A 20,798-nucleotide genomic window follows, 5' to 3' on the forward strand; every position below is an offset into this window, starting at 1 on the left:
AGACAGGTCAGGAGGGGCAAAGATGCTTTCTCTGCTTCACATTGAGAATATCGCGGTCATCGAGCGGGCCGATATCCAGTTCGATCCTGGCTTCAACGCTCTGACCGGTGAGACCGGAGCGGGCAAGTCCATTGTCATTGACGCCATCAGTGCGGTGCTGGGGGAGCGGACCAGCCGGGAGCTGATCCGCACCGGGGCGAAGTCGGCCTTGGTCAACGCGGTGTTCACCGGCGTGTCCGGGCTGGGCTGGCTGGAGGAGAACGGGGTCCCGGCGGGGGAGGAGCTGCTCCTCCAGCGGGAGATCCAGGGGGACGGCCGGAATATCTGCCGGGTGGACGGGCGGCTGGTGACCGTGGCCCAGTTGCGGGAGCTGGGGCGTCAGCTGCTGAACATCCACGGCCAGCACGACGGACAGCAGCTGCTGGACCCGGCCTGCCATCTGGGCTATCTGGACCGCTCCGGACACACGGAGGGGGAGCTGGCCTCCTTCCGGGAGGCATACAGAGCCTTGGCGGAGCTGCGGAGAAAGATCGGGGAACTGGAGATGGACGAGGCGGAGCGCTCCCGCCGGGTGGACACCCTCACCTTCCAGATCGGGGAGCTGGAGCGGGCCGACCTGAAGCCGGGGGAGGACCGGGAACTGGACGGGCGGCGCCAGCTTCTGCGCAGCGCCGGGAAGCTGATGGATGCGGTCCAGACCGCCCAGTACGCCCTGTCCGGGGACGAGGACGGCCGGGGAGCGGCCGACCTGCTCGCAGAGGCCGAGGGGGCTGTCCAGGGGGTGGCCCGGTACAGCGACCGCCTCTCCCAGCTCCAGGAGAAGCTGTCCCAGCTGCGGTGTGAGGCGGACGACGCGGTGGAGCTGCTGCGGGATCTGGAGGAGGAGCTGGACTTCTCCCCGGAGGAACTGGACGAGCTGGAGGGGCGGCTGGATACCATCTACCGGCTGAAAAAGAAGTACGGCTCCACGGTGGAGGAGATGCTGGATTACCTGGAGCGCAGCCGCCAGGAGCTGGACCAGATCCAGTACGCCGACGACACCATCGCCCGCCTGAGCCAGAAGCTGGAGAAGGCCAGGGAGGAGGCGGCGAGGCGGGCGGGGGTGCTCTCCCAGGCCCGCAGGCGGGCGGCCGAGGCCCTCCAGACCCGGGTGCAGGAGGAGCTGCGCCAGCTGGACATGCCCAAAGTCCGCTTCCAGGTGGAGTTCGCCCCCAAGGAGGGGGCCTGGGGGCTGGATGAGACCGGCGGGGACGAGGTGCAGTTCCTCATGTCCGCCAACGTGGGCGAGGCTCTCAAGCCCATCCAGAAGGTGGCCTCCGGAGGAGAGCTGGCCCGCATCATGCTGGCGCTGAAAAATGTGCTGGCGGAGGACGACAGCATCGACAGCCTGGTCTTTGACGAGGTGGACACCGGAGTGTCCGGCCGGGCGGCCCAGAAGGTGGCGGAAAAGATGGCCCAGGTGGCCCGGAAGAAGCAGGTGCTCTGCGTCACCCACCTGCCCCAGATCGCCGCCATGGCGGACACCCATTTCTCGGTGGAGAAGGGGGAGCGGGACGGCCGGACCTACACCCGGGTGGAGCGGCTGGACCGCGCCGGCCGCATCGAGGAGCTGGCCCGGCTCATCGGCGGGGCGGCGGTGACTCCGGCCCTGCGCAGGAGCGCGGAGGAGCTCTTGGATCAGGCGGAGGCAGTCAAAAAGAAGTGATCCCGGGGGTGCGGCCCAGAGACGGGAGCGGAATAAAAGAGGCGAAGCGCAGGGACTTACAGCCCCTGCGCTTTTGTGTTCTTCTTTTCTGTCTCGGCTGCCCCAGGCACCGCTGCCTGAAGAAAGGGGACCGGACCACATTCCTGCCTCTCTGGCCGCTGAAAAAAGCCCGGAGCCCCCATCGGGGGGCTCCGGGCTGACCGATGACAGCGGGCTCAGAGGCTCTTCCGCTTGTAGAAGAGTGCCCCCGCCGCCATAAAGACGGCGAAGAAGAGCAGATAATAGAGGCAGTCCCACTGGTAGGACAGGATGCCGGCGATCACCATGAACAGGCCGCTGCACAGGGCCAGGGCGGGGAGCACGAAGCGGCGGAAGGGCGGCTCCTCCCTGGCTTCCCGCATGAAGCCCAGGAAGATGGGGAGGTACATGGCGTAGAGGGTGATGATGGGGATCTCGGAGGAGTCAAAGCGGAAGGGGCCCAGATGATTTTGGAGGCAGCCGAAATAGAAGTAGGTCCCCCAGAAGGCGCAGGCCAGCAGTCCAGCTGCAGCCGCGTTGGAGGTCATGCCGGTGGAGGGGTCCACCTGGGAGAGGATCTGAGGCTTGGGCCCTGTTCCCCGGGCCGCCAGGGCGTAAAATCCCCGGGTGCAGCCCATCATCAGCCCGTTGCAGGTGCCCAGGCAGGAGATGAGCACAAAGACAAACAGTATGGTGCCCCCAGCCTGGCCAAAGATAGTGGAGAAAGCCAGCCTTGCGCCATGCTCCCCGCTCTCCATCATGACGGCGTTGGGGACTGCTCCGGCGATGCCCACATAGTAGAACAGATAGATCAGCATGATGATGCCCACCCCGCAGACCAGGGCCAGGGGCAGGGTGCGCTTCGGGTCCTTGAGCTCCGCGTTGATGGTGGTGGCCACCACCCAGCCCTCATAGGCGAAGGCCGTGGCGGCCAGGGCGGTGAAGAGGGGGTAGGCGGTAACGGTGTCGGCGGTGACCTGGGCGAAGTTGGCGGCGGTCATGCCGCTCCGCAGCCCTGCCGCAGTGCCCATCCCGGCCATGAGCAGGATGGGGACCAGCTTGATGAGGGTCATGGAGACCTGGAGCTTGCCGGCCAGACGGGGGGCCATGGTGTTGATGAAGTAGGCGGCCACCAGATAGAACAGGGTGATGGTCATGCACTCGCCGCTGACGATGTCGTAGCCCAGCAGGACACAGGTATAGCGGGCGGACACCCAGGCCAGGGTGCTGGTCAGACAGGGATAGTAGACCGCGGCCAGGAACCAGCCCAGATAGTAGCCGTAGGCCCGGCCCACGGCGGCCTCGGCATAGTCCACCATGCCCCCCACCTTCTGATAGCGGGTGGCCATGACGGCAAAGGCGCAGGCGTTGGAGATGGCGATCAGGCCGCCGATGATCCAGGCCAGGATGCCTGTGCGCAGGTCGCCGCCGGTGGCGTTGAGGATCTTTTCCGCTTTGAAAAAGATGCCGCTGCCGATGACGATGCCGACCACCATGCAGATGGCGGTAGGCAGGCCGTATTTTTTCGTCAGTTGCTGCTCCAAAGCAGGCCGCCTCCTCTCTGAAAAAGGCCAGGGGCTGGAAAACACCATGTGCCAGCGCCCGGGATGCAGTACGGATACAGTCCCTAATAGTATAGTATATTTTCCCCTGAAAGAAAAGCAAAAACGTGATTTTTTTCGTCTTTTCGCGCACGGAGACCTGTTTGGGCCGGCGTAGGCGGGGAGGGGCGCCTCCCGCACCGGATATCTTTCCCGCGGGGCGGGGAGAGATGCACCAAAAGGCCCCCGGCACCGGGAGAAAGAAATGTGGGAGAGGGGAGGAGAAAGCGGTTGCGATTTTTGTCCGATCCGGTATAATAGCGGTATGGAAGGAAGTCCCGCGCGCGGGACCGAGATGATACATGGAAAGGAATGGAGTTATGGATTACGCGAAAGAGGCCCTCCGGCTGCATCGGGAGTGGAAGGGAAAGATCGAGGTGGTGGCCACGGTGCCCGCGGGGAACAAGGAGGAGCTGTCGGTGGCCTACACCCCCGGGGTGGCCCAGCCCTGCCTGGAGATCCAGAAGGACCCCAGCCAGAGCTACGAGCTCACCCGGCGGCACAACCTGGTGGCGGTCATCACCGACGGCACCGCCGTGCTGGGCCTGGGGGACATCGGCCCCGAGGCCGGGATGCCGGTGATGGAGGGCAAGTGCGTCCTGTTCAAGACCTTCGGCGGCATCGACGCGTTCCCCCTGTGTGTCAGGACCAAGGATGTGGACGAGTTCGTCCAGACGGTGTACAACATCTCCGGCTCCTTCGGCGGCATCAACCTGGAGGACATCTCCGCCCCCCGCTGCTTTGAGATCGAGCGCCGGCTGAAGGAGATGTGCGATATCCCGGTGTTCCACGACGACCAGCACGGCACGGCCATCATCGCCCTGGCCGGCCTCACCAACGCCCTGCGGGTGGTGGGGAAGAAGAAGGAGGACGTGAAGGTGGTGTTCTCCGGCGCGGGCTCGGCGGCCATCTCCATCACCAAGCTGCTGCTGTCCGCCGGGTTCCGGCACATCACCCTGTGCGATAAGTTTGGCGCGGTGTGTAAAGGAGATCCTCAGCTCAACGAGGCACAGGCCGCCATTGCCGAGGTGACCAACCTGGAGCGCCGCACCGGCACCCTGGCGGAGATGATGGTGGGGGCAGATGTGTTCATCGGCGTCTCCGCCCCCAAGGTGGTGACCCCGGAGATGGTGGGCACCATGGCGAAGGACGCCGTCGTCTTTGCCTGCGCCAACCCCACGCCGGAGATCTTCCCAGAGGAGGCCAAGGCGGGGGGAGCCCGGGTGGTGGCCACCGGCCGGAGCGACTATCCCAACCAGATCAACAACGTGCTGGCCTTCCCCGGGGTGTTCCGGGGCGCGCTGGATGTGCGGGCCAGCGACATCAACGAGGAGATGAAGATGGCCGCCGCCCGGGCCCTGGCCGGCCTGATCGGGGAGGAGGAGCTGTCGGAGGAGAATATCATCCCCAAGCCCTTTGACCCCCGTGTGGTGCCCGCAGTGGCCCAGGCGGTGGCCCAGGCGGCCCGGGAGACCGGCGTGGCCCGACTGTGAGGGGAGCGCAGACAGAAAAGAGATGGAAGCAGGGCCGCGGAACAACAGTTCCGCGGCCCTGCTGGGTTTAAAAATATGTCCGGCTCCTTACAGGAGGGAGAGGGCCGCCTCATCGGCCACCAGGGTGAAGTCGGGGTGGTACTGAAGGATGGAGGCAGGGACCTGGGGAGTGACGGGGCCGAAGAAAGCGTCCTTGATGGCCTGGGCCTTGTTGGCGCCGGAGGCCACCATCAGCACCCGGCGGGCCTGAAGGATCTCCCGGGTGCCCATGGTGCGGGCGTGGGTGGGCACCTCGTCGATGCTGGCGAAGAAGCGCTTGTTGGCGTCCCGGGTGCTCTCGGTGAGGGTGACCTGATGGGTGCCGGTGGAGAAGGCGTCGGCGGGCTCGTTGAAGCCGATGTGGCCGTTGACGCCCAGGCCCAGCAGCTGCAGGTCGATGCCGCCCAGGTCATGGATGACCTTGTCGTAGCGGGCGCACTCCTCCGCCTCGTCGGGGGCCATGCCGTCCGGGATGTTGGTGTTGGCGGGGTCCACGTTGATGTGGTCAAACAGGTTGGTGCGCATGAAGTAGGCGTAGCTCTGGTCGTGGTCCTTGTCCAGCCCCACATACTCGTCCAAGTTGACGGTGCGGACCTGGGAGAAGTCCAGGTCACCCTTCTTGTACCACTCGATGAGCTGCTGATAGGTGCCCACCGGACTGGAGCCGGTGGCCAGGCCCAGGACACAGCTGGGCTTGAGGATGACCTGGGCAGAGATGATATTGGCGGCGGCGCGGCTGAGCGCCTGATAGTCCTTTGCGGAAATGATCTTCATGGGGGATTCCTCCTTCTAAATTCAGCGGACCTTTTCCCCGTCCACATAGACGGAGTCCAGGGTGAGGTCTGGGTTGAGCAGCACCAGGTCGGCCTGCTTGCCCACGGCCAAGGAGCCAATCTGGTGGTCCAGCCGGACGGCCCTGGCGGGAGCAAGGGTGAGGGCGGTGACGGCGTCCTCCAGAGGCAGGCCGAATGCCACCACGTTTTGCAGCTCGGAGAGCAGGTTGGAGGAGGAGCCGGCCAGGGTGTCGGTCCCGCGAAGGGTGGCCTTGCCACCCTTCATCTCGATGGGCTGCCCGCCCAGCTCATACTCGCCGTCGGGCATGCCGGCGCAGCGCAGGGAGTCGCTGATGATGACCAGCTTGTCTCCAAACAGCTTGTGGGTGGCCCGGATGACGGCGGGATGGATGTGCAGGCCGTCACAGATCAGCTCCACCGTGGCGCCGCTGTCCAGGGCCGCGCCGATGACCCCGGGCTCCCGGTGGAGGAAGGAGGGCATGGCGTTGAAGAGGTGGGTGGCGTGGCTGGCCCCCGCACCATAGGCCGCCATGGCGGTCTCATAGCCGGCAGTGGTGTGGCCGAGGGAGACGGTGCAGGTCTGGGAGACCTCCCGGATAAAGGGGATGGCCCCCTCCTCCTCCGGCGCCACGGTGATCAGGCGGACCATGCCGCCGCTGGCCTCATTGAGGCGGTGGAACATGGAAGCGTCCGGCTCGTGCAGGTTCTCCGCCGCCTGGGCGCCCCGCTTGGCGTAGCACAGGAAGGGACCCTCCAGGTGGATGCCGGCGCACTTGGCGCCGTCCGCCGGGCGGCGGAAGTCCCGGATGGCGTGCATGGCGGGGGTGAGGGTCTCCTCCTTCAGGGTCATGGTGGTGGCCAGAAAGGAGGTGACGCCGTGGGCGGCGTAGTGGCGGGACATGATGGGCAGTCCTTCGGGCCGCCCGTCGGAGAAGTCCTCGTTCATGGCCCCGTGGGTGTGGACATCGAGGAAGCCGGGGACCAGATACTTTCCCCCGGCGTCCAGGTCACAGGGACCCTGGGCGGGGCCCACAGCGGTGATGACGCCGTTTTCAAAGGTGAGGGAGCCCTCCTGGAAGGCGCCGTCCAGGAACAGCTTGGCGTTGCCGATGATCATGGGCGCTTACACCTCCGGCAGGCTGGCGGCGGCCACAGACTGGCCCACGCGGCGGGATTTCTCGTCGGGCAGGGCGGGGAAGAGCTTGCCGGAGCACTCAGGATACTCGTCGGCCAGCACCCGCTTGGCCTCCTCCAGAACCAGGTCGCCGCCCTTGCCGGACATGACCCGGCCCAGGAGCAGCACGTGCCTGCAGTGATACAGGTCGTAGTAGTAGGCCAGGGCGTGGCCCAGATAGGTGCCGATGGAGCGGTAGATCTCGGCGGCGTTGTTGCCGTCCTGATCCATCAGCTTCTGGACCTCCTTCAGCTTCTCCGCGGGGGAGAGGGACTCGGACAGGTTGATGCCCGCCCGGGGAGCCAGCTTGATGACGCCGTCCTGGGAGAAGTACTTCACGCCGCAGCCGATGTCGCCGGACCACTCATCCTCCATGGCGTCGGGGTTCACGTCCACCGGCATGAAAGCCAGCTCGTTGAGCCAGCCGGTGATGTTGCCCTTCTCGTCCACATAGCCCACAGCCTCGCTGGTGCCCATGGCGATGCCCAGTACGTTGTTCTCGCCCAGGCCCATGGCGCCCGCCAGGGCGGAAACGTCGCCGTCGTTGCACACCACCAGGGGGATGTCGGGGCCGAACACGTCCCGGGCGGCCCGGATATAGATGTCCTTTACCTTCTCGTTGAACTTGTCTTTGGGCACCTTCAGGAACAGGGAGGCTACCATAGTCCGGTTGTCGATGTAGATGCCGGCGGAGGAGACGCCCACCGCATCCACCCGGGGCATCTTCTCGGCGGCGGACTTGAAAGCGGAGACGATGCCGTCATAGTGATAGTCGGGGTCCTCGGTGATCTTGGGGAACCAGACCACTTCCTCGGAGTAGACGGGCTCGCCGTCGATGACAGCGGACACCTTGCGGTCGCTGCCGCCGGCGTCGAAGCCCACCCGGCAGCCCGCCAGATGGCGGCCGACAGCCTGGGAGGCGCCCGCCTCCTGGGGGACCTTGTCGCAGAAGACCACCTCGAAGGGGCGCTCATACACGCCGGCCATAAAGTCGGAGTCAAAGGAACGGGCGCCGCCGGGGGCGAAGGTCTTTTTCAGATAGTTGTAAATGTCCTCGTCCCCGCTGACATACACCTTGAAGCCGCCCTTCATCCACAGCATGGACTTGACCAAGCGGTCGATGTAGTATTGGTCGGCCTGGCGCATCTCCGGGGTGCCGTGGATGAAGGTGTCACACACTGCCACCTGGCCGCCGGAGCGCTCCAGGGCAATGGAGACCGGCTTCTTCGCCGTCTCAAGAAACGCGCGGTTGAACTTCAGGATGGGCATGAACTCCGGGTCCAGGCTGGGCTTGTTTTTGACCTCAAATTGGATACCGTACTGATTCACGACAAATCGCCTCCTAAAATTTTTGGAAGTCCTTCTTTCTGGCTGTTGCGATTCCCGTCGTTCGGGGATATAATGAGAAGCCGGAAGCGCGGTTTGGAGCAAGACGCCCAATCGAGGGGGGAGATATTCCAACGCTCTTGTATAATTGTATCATGCAGGGAGTGGATTGTCACCTAAAATGCGGGAAAAATTTTTCACAAATTATTTCATTGAAAAAACTTTCCTGGAGTGCTATGATGGAGTTACAGATTTGGATCGTTGTGGAAAAATCCAAAAAACAGCGGCTTTTGCCGTCATAAGGGGTTGAAATTTATGGACAGAAAGAGATTGCAGGAGACCAGGGAGTGGGTCAGGAAGGAACTGGCGTCCAGTGCCGAATTTTGGCTGAAATACGGCATGGACAAGGAGCACGGCGGCGTCTACACCTGTATCGACCGGACAGGGCGCCTGTTCTCCACGGACAAGAGCGTGTGGATGCAGGGGCGGTGCGGCTGGACCTACGCCTATCTGTGCACCGTCTACGGCACCCGGCCGGAGTGGCTGGAGGCCAGCAAGAGCTGTCTGGACTTCATGGAGAAGCACTGCATCAACCGGGAGGCGGACGGCCGGATGTACTTCACCGTCACCGGCGACGGCAAGCCGCTGCGCCAGCGCCGCTACTGCTTCTCCGAGGGCTTCTACGCCCTGGCCAACGCGGAGTATTACGCGGTCACGGGGGACAGGGAGTGCCTGGAGCGGGCCCGCCGGGCCTATGAGCTGATCTATCAGCTGAACAACGGCCTCATCAAGGACCCCGCCGGCATGGGCCCCAAGACCATCCCGGAGACCCGGAGCGGCCGCGCCCTGGCCGACCCCATGATCTATCTGAACATCACCTCAGTGATGCGCCGCTGCGACCCGGAGCACCGGGAGGTCTATGACGCCCGGGCCAAGCAGTGCGTGGAGACCATCTTCCGCTATCACCACAAGCCGGAGCTGAAGTGCACCCTGGAGACCGTGGGCATGAACGGCGAGTTCTGGTCCGACATCTCCGCCGGCCGCTTCGTCAATCCGGGCCACGACATCGAGTGCAGCTGGTTCCTGATGGAGGAGGCCAAGTACGAGGACGACCCGGAGCTGCGGGCGAAGGCCATGGAGGTCTTTGATATGGCCATCGAGCGGGGCTGGGACAAGGAGTACGGCGGCCTGCTCTACTTCGTGGACTGCATGGGATTCCCGCCGGAGGCCTATGAGCACGACATGAAGCTGTGGTGGCCCCACAACGAGATCCTGATCGCCAGTCTGATGATGTACCGGGACAGCGGGGACGAGAAGTATCTGGACTGGTTCTACAAGACCGTGGACTACTGCAAGACCTATTTCGCGGACCCGGAGTACGGCGAGTGGTACGGCTATCTCCGCCGGGACGGCAAGCCCACCGAGCCCGCCTGCAAGGGCTGCACCTTCAAAGGGCCCTTCCACGTGCCCCGCAGCCTGATCATGGCGGATCAGCTGATCGGGCAGATCCTGGAGCAGAACTGAGGGCCGGAGGACGGCCGGGGGAGAAGAGGAAGGAGAGAGCATGACGGCGCATAACATATTTGAGACCATTAGCAGCCAGTATTTTCAGCTGACCAACTCGGAAAAGAAGGTGGCCGACTATGTGCTGAGGCACCGGATCGATGTCCAGTACATGTCCATCTCCGAGCTGGCGGAGGAGTGCACCGTGGCTGACGCCACCATCTCCCGCTTCTGCCGGAGGCTGGGGCTGACTGGATACAACGCCTTCAAGCTGGAGCTGGCCAAGGCATCGATGACCCGGGACAGCCACCGGGCGGACGCGGCCATCCTCCAAGAGAGCAGCGGCTTTCACGCCATGTGCAAAAAGCTGCTGGGAGAGAATGTGGCGGTGCTGGAGCAGACCATCCAGCTGCTGGACCCCAGACAGGTGTCCCGGGCCGTGGACCTGCTCCGGCGATCCCGCCGGGTGGTGTGCATGGGACAGGGCAGCTCCATGGTGCTCTCAGAGGAGGCCTGGACCCTCTTTTCCACCGTGTCCCCCAAATTCCTGTTTGTGCCCGACTCCCACCTTCAGATGAACACCCTTGCGCTGATGGACCCGGACGAACTGGTCCTGTTCTTCTCTTACTCCGGCTCCACCCGGGACTTCCAGGACCTGCTGGAGGTGGCCCGGCAGCGGCAGGTGAAGGTGGTGCTGGTGTCCCGTTTCCCAAAATCGCCGGGGGGCCAGCTGGCGGATGTGGTGCTCCAGTGCGGCGCCGACGAGGGGCCGCTCCAGGCCGGCTCCGTCAATGCCCGGATGGCCCAGCTCTTTGTGCTGGACGTGCTGTTCCAGGAGTTCTGCATGCGGGCCCCTGAGGAGACAGAGCAGAGCAGGGAGCAGATCGCTGAGGCCGTGGCGAGAAAACACCTGTGACCGGGGCCAGATCGATCAGAATTCAGAATAGATAAGAGCCGTCCCCCTGAGACCAGTGGGACGGCTCTTTCTGTCTTATAACAAAAGGACAGGGGGCGGTATGCGATGCATACCGCCCCCTGTCCCTGTTCCGCATTGCACGGATGGACTGCGATGGGGGAGGGATCAATAGTTCCCCTTGCCGTCGTTCCACTTCCAGTCCCGGACCTCGGGCAGGTCCTGGCCGTAGGTGGTGATATACTGGCGGTGCTCCACCAGCTTATCCTGCATCTCCTGAATGAGATAGGAGGCAGTGTTGCCCAGCTGGGGCAGACGCTTGACGGTGTCGATGACCAGGTCGAAGCGGTCGATGTCGTTCTGCACCCGCATGTCGAAGGGAGTGGTGATGGTGCCCTCCTCCTTGTAGCCGCGGACGTGCAGATTCTTGTTGCGGCGGCGGTAGGTCAGCTCATGCACCAGGGTGGGATAGCCGTGGAAGGCGAAGATGATGGGCTTGTCCTTGGTGAAGAGGGCGTCATAGTCCTCGTCAGTGAGGCCGTGGGGGTGCTCGGTGTGGGGCTGGAGCTTCATCAGGTCCACCACGTTGACCACCCGGATCTTCAGGTCGGGCAGGTAGTGGCGCAGGATGGTGACAGCAGCCAGGGTCTCCAGAGTGGGGGTGTCGCCGCAGCAGGCCATGACCACGTCGGGCTCACAGCCCTGGTCATTGGAAGCCCACTGCCAGATGCCGATGCCCTGGGTGCAGTGCTTGACGGCCTGCTCCATGGTCAGCCACTGGGGACGGGGGTGCTTGGAGGCAACCATGACGTTGACGTAGTTGCGGCTCTTGATGCAGTGGTCGAAGCAGCTGAGCAGGCAGTTGGCGTCCGGGGGCAGGTAGAGGCGCACCACGTCCGCCTTCTTGTTGGCCACGTGATCCAGGAAGCCGGGGTCCTGGTGAGTGAAGCCGTTGTGGTCCTGCTGCCACACGTTGGAGGAGAGGACGTAGTTCAGGGAGGCGATCTTCTGCCGCCAGGGCAGCTGGTTGCACACCTTCAGCCACTTGGCGTGCTGGGCTACCATGGAGTCCACGATGCGGATGAAGGCCTCGTAGCTGTTGAAGAAGCCGTGGCGGCCGGTGAGCAGATAGCCCTCCAGCCAGCCCTGGCACAGGTGCTCGGAGAGCATGGAGTCCATGACCCGGCCGTCCCGGTCCAGGTTCTCGTCCAGGTGCTCGTCGATGGGGTCCTCCCAGCGGCGGCCGGTGACCTCAAAGACGGGGGAGAGGCGGTTGGAGGCGGTCTCGTCGGGGCCGAAGACCCGGAAGTTCCGGGACTCCATATTCAGCTCCATCACGTCCCGGACATAGGTGCCCATAACGGTCATGTCCTGGGCCTCCACCGCGCCGGGCTGGGGAACATCCACCGCGTAGTCCCGGAAGTCGGGGGTGCGCAGGTCCCGGAGGAGCAGGCCGCCGTTGGCGTGGGGGTTGGCGCCCATGCGGCGGTTCCCCTTGGGGGCCAGGGCCTGGAGCTCAGGGATCAGAGTGCCGTTCTCATCGAACAGCTCCTCGGGGCGGTAGCTCTTCAGCCACTGCTCCAGCTCCTGGACGCGACCGGGGGCGCCGTCGTGGACGGCGATGGGCACCTGATGGGCGCGCCAGCAGCCCTCCAGCGGCTTGCCGTCCACCTCCTTGGGGCCGGTCCAGCCCTTGGGGGAGCGCAGGACGATCATGGGCCAGCGGGGCCGGGTGACGTCGCCGGTGGAGCGGGCGTACTCCTGGATGCGCTGGATCTCCCGGACGGCCCAGTCCAGGGCGGCGGCCATCTTCTGGTGCATGACCATGGGGTCGTCCCCCTCCACGAAGCGGGGCTCCCAGCCGCAGCCCTTGAAGAACATCTCCGCCTCTTCGTGGGAGATGCGGGAGAAGACGGTGGGGTTGGCGATCTTAAAGCCGTTGAGGTGGAGGATGGGCAGCACCGCGCCGTCCGTCTTGGGATTGAGGAACTTGTTGGAATGCCAGGCGGTGGCCAGGGGGCCGGTTTCCGCCTCGCCGTCGCCCACCACGCAGGCGGCGATCAGGTCGGGGTTATCCATGACCGCGCCAAAGGCGTGGGACAGGGAGTAGCCCAGCTCGCCGCCCTCATTGATGGAGCCGGGGGTCTCGGGGGCCACGTGGCTGGCGATGCCGCCGGGGAAGGAGAACTGCTTGAACAGCTTCTTCATGCCCTCGGCGTCCCGGCTGATGTTGGGGTAGATCTCCGTATAGGAGCCGTCCAGGTAGTCCTGGGCCACCATGGCGTTACCGCCGTGGCCGGGGCCGGAGAGGTAGATCATGTCCAGGTCATACTTGTTGATGACCCGGTTCAGGTGGGTGTAGATGAAGTTCTGACCAGGGCAGGTCCCCCAGTGGCCCACGATGGTGCGCTTCAGGTGCTCGGGCTTCAGGGGCTCCCGCAGCAGGGGGTTGTCCAGCAGGTAGAGCTGGCAGGCGGCCAGATAGTTGGATGCCCGCCACCAGGCGTTGATGAGCTCCAGCTGGCTTTTGGTGAGGGGATCCTTCTTGGACATGCGGGCGGGCGCTTTGGCGGCCGCTTTTTCCTTTGCATTGGTCTGATTAGACATAAGATAGCCTCCTTCTTCAAGCTATTTACAAGGATTAGTATATTCTAAACATTGAAAAAGTCAATAAGAAAAGAAAAAATAATATGTTAAAAAACGGTGAATAAAATTTATGAAATGAGTTAAAGTAAACAAATGGCCCGGCGGCCCGCTGGAATATCCAGAGGGCCGCCGGGCCGGAGCTTATGGAAGAGCCTCGCAGAGTTCGCGCCCGCAGGCGCAAATCAAGTTGTGATCTGTTTTCCCCCGCGGTATGTGCGCCGGGGGAAAGCACTGCTCAGGCTACTGAGCGCTCCGCTTGGAGCGGTTGATGGCAGAGAGGATGCCGCGCAGGGGGGCCAGGTTAATGTTATGGGAGACGCCCACGCCCCAGTACTTCCTGCCGTCCCGCTGGTCCTGGAGCAGGATGTAGGCCACGCCCTGGGAGTCGGAGCCGTCGGTGATGGCGTGGGACTTGTAATCCAGGAAGGTGAAGTGGGACATCTTCTCGTCCTTGATGGCGTTGAAGAAGGCGTCGATGGGGCCGTTGCCCTCGCCGGAGACCTGGAAGATCGTGTCCGTGTGCTGGATGGTGCCCCAGAAGGTGACATGGGAGTGCCCCTCGGCGTCGATGCTCTCGGTAAAGGCGTGCTTGAGCATCCGGTAGGGGGCGTCAATGTTCAGGTACTCCTCCTTGAACAGCTCGTAGATGCGCTCGGGGGCGATCTCGGTGCCCACCCGGTCGGTCTCCTTCTGGACGACGGCGCCGAACTCGGGGTGCATCAGCTTGGGCAGGTCGAAGCCGAAGTTGTGCTCCATCACATAGGCGGAACCGCCCTTGCCCGACTGGCTGTTGATGCGGATGATGGGTTCATACTGCCGGCCCACGTCGGCGGGGTCGATGGGCAGGTAGGGGATCTCCCAGAAGTCGGAGTTGGACTCCTTCATATACTGGGTGCCCTTGTTGATGGCGTCCTGGTGGCTGCCGGAGAAGGCGGTGAAGACCAGCTCGCCGGCATAGGGCTGCCGCTCGCCCACCTTCATCTTGGTGCAGCGCTCGTACATCTCCCGGATCTTGTTGATATTGGAAAAGTCCAGCCTGGGGTCCACGCCCTGGGTGTACATATTCAGAGCCAGGGTGATCATATCCACGTTGCCGGTGCGCTCACCGTTGCCGAAGAGGGTGGCCTCCACCCGCTCCGCCCCGGCCAGCAGTCCCATCTCGGTGGTGGCTACGCCGGTGCCCCGGTCATTATGGGGGTGGAGGGAGATGATGGCGCAGTCCCGGGAGGGGAGCCTGCGGATGAAATACTCCAGCATGTCGGCAAACTGGTTGGGCATGCAGTTCTCCACCGTGGTGGGCAGGTTGAGGATGACCTTACGCTCCGGGGCGGCGTGGAGGTGCTCCAGCACCGCCTGGCAGACCTCCACGGCATAGTCCATCTCCGTGCCCATGAAGGACTCGGGGGAGTACTCGAACCGGAGGTTCATACCCGACTGGATCAGGGGCTGGGACATCTCGTAGATCAGGTCGGCGGCATCGGTGGCGATCTTGGTGATCTCATCGGTGTCCATGTGGAAGACCACCTTGCGCTGGAGGGTGGAGGTGGAGTTGTAGAAGTGGAGGATGACGTTTTTGGCGCCCTGGATGGCCTCGAAGGTCTTGCGGATCAGGTGCTCCCGGGCCTGGACCAGCACCTGGATGGTCACATCGTCAGGGATGTGGCCCCCCTCGATCAGCTCGCGGCAGATCTCATACTCGGTCTCACTGGCGGAGGGAAAGCCGATCTCGATCTCCTTGACGCCGATGTCCACCAGGGTGTGAAAATATTCCAGCTTCTCCTCCAGGTTCATGGGGTCCACCAGAGCCTGGTTGCCGTCCCGCAGGTCCACAGAACACCAGACGGGGGCCTGGGTGATGACGCGGTCCGGCCAGGTGCGGCCCTGGATGGGCTGGGGCTGGAAGGGGATGTACTTTTGATATCCGGGTTTCATATGGGGTGCCTCCTTTACATTCTGCGGGGGACAAAAACGACGCCCCCGACTTTTTCAAGTCAGGGGCGTCGGAAATGACGCGGTACCACCCTGGTTCGGCCGCCGGTTACCCGAAAGCGGCCCTCATAAGCCTCGAACAAGGCTGAGGCCGGTAACGGGGCCATACGTCTCATCCTACTCACAGATTCGGACAAGCTGCTCGGGGACCAGTATCCACAGGGGGCCGCACGCCGGTTCCCACCAACCACCGGCTCTCTGAAGGGGGCTGACCCTGTCTTTTTTCCCGTCACTGCATTTGTTGAATGTTATTTTAGCGGAGGAGGCCGGCTTTGTCAAGAGAAAAATGAGACAGACCTGAAAAAGGCGGGGACAAATTAAAAAATCTTAATGGAGCGGGAAAAACATAAATGGGATATTGATTCGGCTTGTGGTACAATTGAGGGGACAAGGAGGCGGGAAAGGGATGAGACGGATCGTTGCGTGGATGATGGCGCTCCTGCTGTGCGTCGTCGGGACAGGATGCGGGAGGCAGCTCGGGAGCCCGATATCCTATGAGGATTTTACGGGCACCTATCCCGTGGAGGGCTATGTCCCAAGCCAGGAGGACCTGGGGCGGGCACCCTATTCCTATGCCGGAGCAGGTCCGCATTTTTCCGTGGTCCTGAACGTCAGACAGGCCAGCGAGGCGGAACGGTCCGTGCTCATACAGGGAAAGTGGGCCTCAGCAGAGACCATGGCTCAGAGCGGGGCGGATTTCCCGGAGCGCAGTGAGGAGTACAACGCCCTGGCTCTGAAGGCGACGGAGGAGGCCATGGCGCTGGAGGAGGCGGAGCAGATCTATCTGACGGAGCTGCTGGTGACCCATAACGGAACGGAAGCAGAGCAGTTCCGCTACTCCGTCTCTGACGGCGGGACGCTTTATCTGTCTGGGTATGCGGCGGGCGGAGAGGTCTGGTGCCGGCTGGCCAACACGCCGGACGGGAGCTATACCGAGGGGCTCCTGCTCCCCTTCCGTCAGCAGTACAGCATGGAGATCTGTTATGGGGAGGAACGGGAGGAGATCGCCCTCACCCTTCAGGAGCAGGCGGGATGAAAGGCGCCGGCCGCGGGCATGCGGCCGGCGCCTTTCCCACAGCGGCATATCCACGCCCCCGGGGTGCATAAAGTGGAGCGAGATGGGGAGAGGGAGGGACAGGCCGTGGTGGAAAAGATCATGCTGGAGGGAGGCGGGACCCTCTCCCTGCGGGAGGACGGCCCCAGGGTGCACACCGAGGCGCGCCGCCAGAACGACGGCCAGGGGCTCTATAAGGTGTGGCTGCGGGGCGGCGGAAAGGGACGGCTGCTGCTGGGAACGCTGGTGCCGGAGGGGGGAGAGCTGGTGCTGAGCCGGACCCTGAGCCGCCGTACTCTGGAGGATGCGGGCTGCTGGCCGGTGGCGGGAGGGAGGGCTGTGATGGCCTATCCTTTTACAGAGGAGAGCGCCGGAGAGTGGTACTGGGAGGAGGAGCCCTGGAAGCTGGTGTCCGACCCAGTGCTGGTGCAGGCGGCCCGGAGCTGGGGGCCCCTGCTGGTGCAGCGGGGCAGGGAGGAGGTGCGGCTGGCCGCCTCCTTCCGCGGCGGCGGGCAGTTCCCGCTGGTCCCCCTCTTCTGCTTCGGGACGGTGGGCCAGATCCGGGGAGGGGAATATGTGATCTTTCTGTTTGATCGGCAGGGGACCCCTAAAATGCCGTATAATTTTGGAAAAGGCGGGAAACCTAAGGCCGTAGATCAGAGCCGATGACGGCTGAAGGAGGAATTCGTATGCCCATTTTGACCACCAAGGAGCTCCAGGCCCTCAATGACCAGCTGGACTTTGAGCGGGTGCTCCACTGCAAGTATCTGGCCGCGGTCCAGGAGAGCACCGACCAGGAGCTGAAGACCATGTTCCAGAACTGCGCCAGCCAACACCTTCAGAACTACAACACCCTGCTGGATCAGCTGCGCTGAGGAGGAGAACGAATGAACGATCAGGAACGTATGACAGATTTTCTGTGCAGTGAGAAGAAGATGACCTCCAACTATGACACCTACGCCTCGGAGTGCGTCAACATCCCCCTGCGGGACGCCTTCCTCGGCCTGTTCAACCAGGGGCACCACACCCAGACCGAGCTGTTCCAGCTGGCCCAGTCCAAGGGCTGGTACCAGCCCGAGCAGGCCCAGGCGGACAAGATCAGCCAGGCTTACACCAAGTTCTCCAACCAGAAGCCCACAGGACAGCAGTAAGACCGGAGCGCAGCCCGCGCCGGGCCCCAAGTGCGGAGGCCCGGCGCGGGCCCTTTTTCCGGGGCGGGAAAAAGAGTTGGGGAAAAAGGCCGGCATCCATTGAAAAACAGGGGGAGATTGCGTATAATCAAGGGGATAAAACGCCAAGTGAGGAAAGAGACTGACTATGTACCGTATCGATATCATGACCCTGTTCCCCGACGTGGTGGGGGACATGCTGTGCGAATCCATCCTGGGCCGGGGGCAGGAGCGGGGCTACATCCGCATCGAGTGCCACCAGATCCGGGACTACACATTGAATAAGCAGCGGCAGGTAGACGACTACCCCTACGGCGGCGGCCGGGGGGCGGTGATGCAGGCCGACCCCCTCTACCAGTGCTGGAAGCACATCTGTGAGGAGGCGGGGGAGCGGGTCCATACCATTTACTTATCTCCCGCAGGCAGGACCTTCCGCCAGGGGGATGCCCGGCGGCTGAAGGACAGCTACCAGCGGCTGATCCTGGTCTGCGGGCACTACGAGGGGATCGACGAGCGGTTCGTGGAGGAGTGCGTGGACGAGGAGATCTCCCTGGGGGACTTTGTGCTCACCGGCGGGGAGATCCCGGCCATGGCGGTGGCGGACGCGGTGTGCCGGCTGGTGCCCGGGGTGCTGTCCGACCCGGAGTGCTATGAGAACGAGAGCCACTGGAACGGTGCACTGGAGGCGCCCCAGTATTCCCGGCCGGAGGTGTGGCACGAGAGAGCGGTGCCCCCCATCCTCCTGTCAGGCAACCACGCCAAGGTGGACCAGTGGCGGCGGAAGCAGTCCATCCTGCGTACCCGCCGCCGCCGCCCCGACCTCTATGAGCGGCTGGATCTGTCCTCCAAGGCGGACCAGAAGATCCTGAAGGAGCTGCGCGCCGAGGAGCCGGAGCTGTTCCCGGAGGACTGACCCGGGCCGCGGGGGGATCTGGAGCAGTACACTGCCCCAGGCCCCGGTTTTCTGTGGAGGCGCTGATCCCTTCCGGCCCATGTAGGGGCGGGGCTTGTCCCGCCCTTCTCGAAAAAGCGGGACGGGGAAAGGAAGACCCCTCATCCGTCGCGGCGTGCGCCGTGACACCTTCCCCCCGGAGGGGGGAAGGCTTTTCGGGCGGCTGGAAGCCGCCCCTACGGGATGCCTTCGGCCAATTCGTAGGGGCGCACATTGTGCGCCCGCCGTCTTTGTGGGCGCGGCCCGATGGGGTATCGGGCCCTATGAGGTACGGGCTGTTTCCAGTCACTCCGTAGGGGCGGGGCTTGCCCCGCCCTTCTCGAAAAAGCGGGACGGGGAAAGGAAGACCCCTCATCCGTCGCGGCGTGCGCCGTGACACCTTCCCCCCGGAGGGGGGAAGGCTTTTCGGGCGGCTGGAAGCCGCCCCTACGGGATGCCTTCGGCCAATTCGTAGGGGCGCACATTGTGCGCCCGCCGTCTTTGTGGGCGCGGCCCGATGGGGTATCGGGCCCTATGAGGTACGGGCTGTTTCCAGTTACTCCGTAGGGGCGGAGCTTGTCCTGCCCTTCTCGAAAAAGCGGGACGGGGAAAGGAAGACCCCTCATCCGTCGCGGCGTGCGCCGTGACACCATCCCCCCGGAGGGGGGAAGGCTTTGGGGGGCGGGGCCGAGAGGGGGACAGCCCACGCCGCAGCATTTCTCCCTAAAGGGGAGGGTTTGGGCGGTTACAGAGGTCCGCCTCGGTAAGCGGCGGGGGACTGCGCCCTCCGGGGCGATCCTGCACACGGGAGGCGCCGCGGTTTTACTTTACATTTGGGCGGAACTGTGGTATAGTATCGTAAATCTAATATCTAATATCATGTTCGGGGATGAAAAGTATGAGTTTCAAGATCATTGTGGACAGCTGCTGCGACCTGACCGGGACCATGTTGAAGGACCCCTGCTTTGTGAAGGTGCCTCTGACCATTCGGGTGGAGAACAGCTCCTTCGTGGACGACGCCTCCCTGGACCGGAGCGACCTGCTGTGGGCCATGAAGCAGAGCGAGGACGCCCCCTCCACCGCCTGCCCCGCCCCCCAGAGCTATCTGGACGCCTACCAGTGCGGCGCGGATGACATCTATGTGGTCACCCTGTCCGCCCTGCTCAGCGGCTCCCACAACAGCGCGGTCCAGGCCCGGGTCCTGCTGGAAGAGGAGGAACCGGAGCGTAACGTCCACGTGTTCAACTCCTGCTCCGCCTCCTCTGGAGAGGTGCTGACGGCGCTGAAGATCCGGGAGCTGGCGTCCTCCGGGATGCCCTTCAAGAAGGTGGTCCGGGAAGTGGAGCAGTATATCTGCCAGATGCAGACCCTTTTCGTGCTGGAGTCCCTGGAGAATCTGCGGAAGAACGGACGGCTGACCAAGCTGCAGGCGGTGGTCACCGGGGCGCTGCGGATCAAGCTGCTGATGGGGGCCACCCCTCAGGGGGAGATCTGCAAGCTGGGCCAGGCCCTGACCATGAAGCAGGCTCTGGGCAAGCTGGTGGACCGGATGGCGGCGGACCCGGATCATCAGGGGCGGGTGGCGGCGGTGTGCCACTGCAACTGCCTGGAGCGGGCTTTCGCCCTGAAGGAGCAGATCGAGGCCAAATGCCAGTTCCAGCAGGTCCTGATCCTGGAGGCCGGCGGGATCACCACCGTCTACGCCAACGACGGCGGCGTGGTCGTGGCCTATTAAAACAGTCAAAAGCCCCGCTCTGTCTGTATGCCCGTCCCCGGCGGGGGAGGGCCGGGGGAGCTTCGTCCCCAGGAGCACAGAAGGAGCTCAGAAGTGAAAAAAGGAGTGTTTCAGAGATGTCCATGACAAGAGAGCAGGCCTGGGACCTGCTGACCCAGTATAACCAGGAGGAGTTCCACCTGCGCCACGCCGTTACAGTGGAGCACGTGATGCGCTGGTTTGCCCGGGAGCTGGGCTATGGGGACCGGGAGGAGTTCTGGGGGATCGTGGGTCTGCTCCACGACCTGGATTTTGAGCGCTGGCCGGAGGAGCACTGCAAAAAGTCCCAGGAGCTGATGCGGCAGGCCGGGGTGGAGGAGGAGATCGTCCGGGCCACCGCCAGCCACGGCTGGGGCCACTGTGTGGACATCAAGCCGGAGCAGGAGATGGAGAAGGTCCTCTTCGCGGTGGACGAGCTCACCGGGCTGATCGGGGCGGCCGCCCTGATGCGCCCCTCCAAAAGCGTGTCCGACATGGAGCTCAAGTCCCTGAAGAAGAAATTCAAGGACAAGAAATTCGCCGCAGGCTGCTCCCGGGACGTGATCGCCCAGGGGGCGGAGCTGCTGGGCTGGGAGCTGGACCAGCTGCTGGACCGCACTCTGGCAGCCATGCGGGCGGAGGAGGCGGCCATTGAGGAGGCCGCTGCCCAGGGCTGAGACATATAAAAAA

17 protein-coding genes and 1 other annotated feature are annotated in these 20,798 nt (G+C 63.7%); of the genes, 11 read left to right on the forward strand and 6 right to left on the reverse strand.

Going from position 1 to position 20,798, the window contains the following annotated elements:
* The first annotated feature begins 22 nt into the window (after nucleotides 1–22).
* A complete protein-coding gene (recN, locus tag L9O85_RS06335) occupies nucleotides 23–1,705 on the forward strand; it encodes a DNA repair protein RecN (RefSeq protein WP_301579941.1) in 1,683 nt (560 codons plus the stop codon).
* A gap of 215 nt (nucleotides 1,706–1,920) precedes the next feature.
* Here the strand turns inward: recN and L9O85_RS06340 are convergent, their stop codons facing one another.
* Nucleotides 1,921–3,267 (reverse strand): APC family permease, encoded by a 1,347-nt coding sequence (locus tag L9O85_RS06340; RefSeq protein WP_050624616.1) that lies wholly within the window; start codon nucleotides 3,265–3,267, stop codon nucleotides 1,921–1,923.
* Between the two features lie 377 nt (nucleotides 3,268–3,644).
* On the opposite strand from L9O85_RS06340, the gene L9O85_RS06345 reads away from it, so the two are divergent.
* Nucleotides 3,645–4,817 carry an NAD(P)-dependent malic enzyme gene (locus tag L9O85_RS06345; RefSeq protein WP_050624617.1) on the forward strand — a complete coding sequence of 391 codons (1,173 nt, stop codon included), beginning with the start codon at nucleotides 3,645–3,647 and terminating at the stop codon, nucleotides 4,815–4,817.
* Between the two features lie 87 nt (nucleotides 4,818–4,904).
* Here L9O85_RS06345 and nagB read toward each other — a convergent pair whose 3' ends face one another.
* Genes nagB through L9O85_RS06360 form a run of 3 tightly spaced genes read right to left on the reverse strand, consistent with a single transcriptional unit; the run spans nucleotide 4,905 to nucleotide 8,153 of the window.
* Entirely contained in the window at nucleotides 4,905–5,630 is a 726-nt protein-coding gene (gene nagB / locus L9O85_RS06350; protein WP_277102910.1) for a glucosamine-6-phosphate deaminase, read from the reverse strand.
* A gap of 21 nt (nucleotides 5,631–5,651) precedes the next feature.
* Entirely contained in the window at nucleotides 5,652–6,767 is a 1,116-nt protein-coding gene (nagA, locus tag L9O85_RS06355) for an N-acetylglucosamine-6-phosphate deacetylase (protein WP_050624619.1), read from the reverse strand.
* A 6-nt stretch (nucleotides 6,768–6,773) separates the two neighbouring features.
* Nucleotides 6,774–8,153: an ROK family protein gene (locus tag L9O85_RS06360; RefSeq protein WP_050624620.1), complete on the reverse strand. Its 1,380-nt coding sequence runs from the start codon at nucleotides 8,151–8,153 to the stop codon at nucleotides 6,774–6,776.
* Between the two features lie 312 nt (nucleotides 8,154–8,465).
* Between L9O85_RS06360 and L9O85_RS06365 the strand changes: the two genes are divergently transcribed.
* Nucleotides 8,466–9,674 carry an AGE family epimerase/isomerase gene (locus tag L9O85_RS06365; protein WP_050624621.1) on the forward strand — a complete coding sequence of 403 codons (1,209 nt, stop codon included), beginning with the start codon at nucleotides 8,466–8,468 and terminating at the stop codon, nucleotides 9,672–9,674.
* 40 nt (nucleotides 9,675–9,714) lie between these two features.
* Nucleotides 9,715–10,569, forward strand: a complete 855-nt coding sequence (locus L9O85_RS06370; protein ID WP_050624622.1) for a MurR/RpiR family transcriptional regulator — start codon at nucleotides 9,715–9,717, stop codon at nucleotides 10,567–10,569.
* Between the two features lie 165 nt (nucleotides 10,570–10,734).
* On the opposite strand, the gene L9O85_RS06375 is transcribed toward L9O85_RS06370, so the two are convergent.
* Both L9O85_RS06375 and leuA read right to left on the reverse strand, forming a co-directional pair.
* Nucleotides 10,735–13,119, reverse strand: coding sequence for a phosphoketolase family protein (locus L9O85_RS06375; RefSeq protein ID WP_202973721.1), 2,385 nt, complete (start codon nucleotides 13,117–13,119; stop codon nucleotides 10,735–10,737).
* Between the two features lie 333 nt (nucleotides 13,120–13,452).
* Complete coding sequence (leuA, locus tag L9O85_RS06380) at nucleotides 13,453–15,144, reverse strand: 2-isopropylmalate synthase (RefSeq protein ID WP_050624624.1); 1,692 nt, start codon at nucleotides 15,142–15,144, stop codon at nucleotides 13,453–13,455.
* A gap of 58 nt (nucleotides 15,145–15,202) precedes the next feature.
* Nucleotides 15,203–15,443: a binding site (T-box leader), on the reverse strand.
* Between the two features lie 164 nt (nucleotides 15,444–15,607).
* Here leuA and L9O85_RS06385 point away from each other — a divergent pair.
* From L9O85_RS06385 to L9O85_RS06415, 7 genes are all read left to right on the forward strand, one after another.
* Nucleotides 15,608–16,237, forward strand: a complete 630-nt coding sequence (locus tag L9O85_RS06385) for a hypothetical protein (protein WP_301579946.1) — start codon at nucleotides 15,608–15,610, stop codon at nucleotides 16,235–16,237.
* 105 nt (nucleotides 16,238–16,342) lie between these two features.
* Nucleotides 16,343–16,924, forward strand: coding sequence for a hypothetical protein (locus tag L9O85_RS06390; RefSeq protein WP_301579947.1), 582 nt, complete (start codon nucleotides 16,343–16,345; stop codon nucleotides 16,922–16,924).
* A gap of 20 nt (nucleotides 16,925–16,944) precedes the next feature.
* Nucleotides 16,945–17,130 carry a hypothetical protein gene (locus L9O85_RS06395; RefSeq protein WP_050624627.1) on the forward strand — a complete coding sequence of 62 codons (186 nt, stop codon included), beginning with the start codon at nucleotides 16,945–16,947 and terminating at the stop codon, nucleotides 17,128–17,130.
* 12 nt (nucleotides 17,131–17,142) lie between these two features.
* The gene (locus L9O85_RS06400; protein ID WP_050624628.1) at nucleotides 17,143–17,406 is read left to right on the forward strand and encodes a spore coat protein; all 264 of its coding nucleotides are present in this window, start codon (nucleotides 17,143–17,145) and stop codon (nucleotides 17,404–17,406) included.
* Nucleotides 17,407–17,572: 166 nt separating this feature from the next.
* Entirely contained in the window at nucleotides 17,573–18,337 is a 765-nt protein-coding gene (gene trmD, locus L9O85_RS06405) for a tRNA (guanosine(37)-N1)-methyltransferase TrmD (protein ID WP_050624629.1), read from the forward strand.
* Nucleotides 18,338–19,253: 916 nt separating this feature from the next.
* Nucleotides 19,254–20,090, forward strand: a complete 837-nt coding sequence (locus tag L9O85_RS06410) for a DegV family protein (RefSeq protein WP_050624631.1) — start codon at nucleotides 19,254–19,256, stop codon at nucleotides 20,088–20,090.
* A 116-nt stretch (nucleotides 20,091–20,206) separates the two neighbouring features.
* Nucleotides 20,207–20,785: a hydrolase gene (locus L9O85_RS06415; protein WP_337541999.1), complete on the forward strand. Its 579-nt coding sequence runs from the start codon at nucleotides 20,207–20,209 to the stop codon at nucleotides 20,783–20,785.
* Nucleotides 20,786–20,798 lie beyond the last annotated feature (13 nt).

Origin of the sequence: Lawsonibacter asaccharolyticus (assembly GCF_022453915.1) — a bacterium.
GTDB classification, from domain to species: Bacteria; Bacillota; Clostridia; order Oscillospirales; family Oscillospiraceae; genus Lawsonibacter; species Lawsonibacter asaccharolyticus.